The organism is Shewanella sp. 10N.286.51.B8 (assembly GCF_041469325.1).
GTDB lineage: Bacteria > Pseudomonadota > Gammaproteobacteria > Enterobacterales > Shewanellaceae > Shewanella.
This window is the reverse complement of the sequence record NZ_JBFRKG010000065.1, coordinates 1-1,406: the sequence shown is the minus strand read 5'-3', so window position 1 is coordinate 1,406 and position 1,406 is coordinate 1. Positions and strand designations below refer to the sequence as shown.

The 1,406-nt window shown below is 40.3% G+C and carries 1 protein-coding gene, 1 tRNA gene and 2 rRNA genes; all 4 read left to right on the top strand.

The window, feature by feature from the left end; all coding sequences use genetic code 11:
• Window positions 1-6 precede the first annotated feature (6 nt).
• Window positions 7-122: ribosomal RNA gene (rrf, locus tag AB4160_RS19165) — 5S ribosomal RNA — on the top strand.
• A gap of 43 nt (window positions 123-165) precedes the next feature.
• A tRNA-Thr gene (locus AB4160_RS19160) sits at window positions 166-241 on the top strand.
• A gap of 17 nt (window positions 242-258) precedes the next feature.
• Window positions 259-374: ribosomal RNA gene (gene rrf / locus AB4160_RS19155) — 5S ribosomal RNA — on the top strand.
• Window positions 375-520: 146 nt separating this feature from the next.
• Window positions 521-712 (top strand): hypothetical protein, encoded by a 192-nt coding sequence (locus tag AB4160_RS19150; protein WP_372006037.1) that lies wholly within the window; start codon window positions 521-523, stop codon window positions 710-712.
• Window positions 713-1,406 lie beyond the last annotated feature (694 nt).

Genomic DNA, 1,406 nt, shown 5'->3' with positions numbered 1-1,406 from the left:
AATTTGCTTGGTGACAATAGCATTGTGGTACCACCTGATCCCATCCCGAACTCAGTAGTGAAACGCAATCGCGCCGATGATAGTGTGGGGTCTCCCCATGTGAAAGTAGGTCATCGCCAAGCGCCTAATTTATTTCACTCAATTAGTGAAAAGAAACAAGATAATGCTGATATGGCTCAGTCGGTAGAGCGCATCCTTGGTAAGGATGAGGTCCCCAGTTCGATTCTGGGTATCAGCACCATCTTCAAACCAGATTTGTCTGGAGACAATAGCATTGTGGTACCACCTGATCCCATCCCGAACTCAGTAGTGAAACGCAATCGCGCCGATGATAGTGTGGGGTCTCCCCATGTGAAAGTAGGTCATTTCCAGACGCTAAATTAGAATAATCCCTGACTCTATGAGTCAGGGATTTTTTCGTTTAGGATTTTAAAATAAATAAGTCCTTTTGGTGTTAGGTTTAGTTAATAGCCTACTCGAAATCAGTGTGGACGACATGGCCATGTGAAAGTAGGGTGCAATGTCTGTGTTTATAAAGCAACGCTTTATGCAGACATGGAGCGCGGAGGATTCCTCCGCAGCTGAACATCGCCAAGCGCCTAATACGAATAATCCCTATTTGGTGTTATGTTTAGTAAAACTTGCTGGTAATCAGTGTGGACGACATGCCTATATGAAATGGGGTCATCGCCAATCGTCTAATCAATATTAAGCCCGTCACTGTGTAGCGGGCTTTTTGCGTTTATGGTTTTAATAAAACTGGAATAGATCAGTAGAGCTAATATTAGCAGATCTGGTTTGGTGAATTATTTGAAGCTTTTATCTTTTATATAACGGTTAATTAAGGCTATTGCATTGAAAATATCTTCTTACAACGTGCAGTGTTTGTGTTCTATTACTAAAGAACTCTTCAGCTCTTCTACTTACTGGATAGTCTCTTTACGAACGACATTCTTTGCTAAAAAACTTTAATCAACAACGATTACCTGGATTGGCCTGTTAGCAGCACTAACATGACTATTTCTGTGGCTGGGGAGTAATGCTATTAACATTGAGGCTGCAGTGCTTAAAATAATATTGTTTTTTATGCTAATTTCCTCATGTTGAACTAGAATTGAATGCCGCATTGGAACTTATGCGGATAAATTATGACCTTTTAGAAAGCTCGAAAATTCACAGCTCCAAAACTGGTAGATAGTTTTACGGTAGTCATTGCCGTGTTTTGAGTTAAGCGTTACATGGCACCAGCACAAAAATGAATGTTATCCTTTTCTATTACTGGGCTTAACACAATTTAAGCGGTTGGTATATTATCCCTAGAGTGCCACTTTTTGGCTCGCTGTGTGGATAACCTTGGGGGTAATAAGTGTGTATCCTGTACTTAAACAATTAATGATTAAAAACTT

What these genes read in the sequence shown, in the direction of transcription:
- AB4160_RS19150 (WP_372006037.1), top strand. Translation starts at nt 521, where the DNA reads ATGTCTGTGTTTATAAAGCAACGCTTTATGCAGACATGGAGCGCGGAG.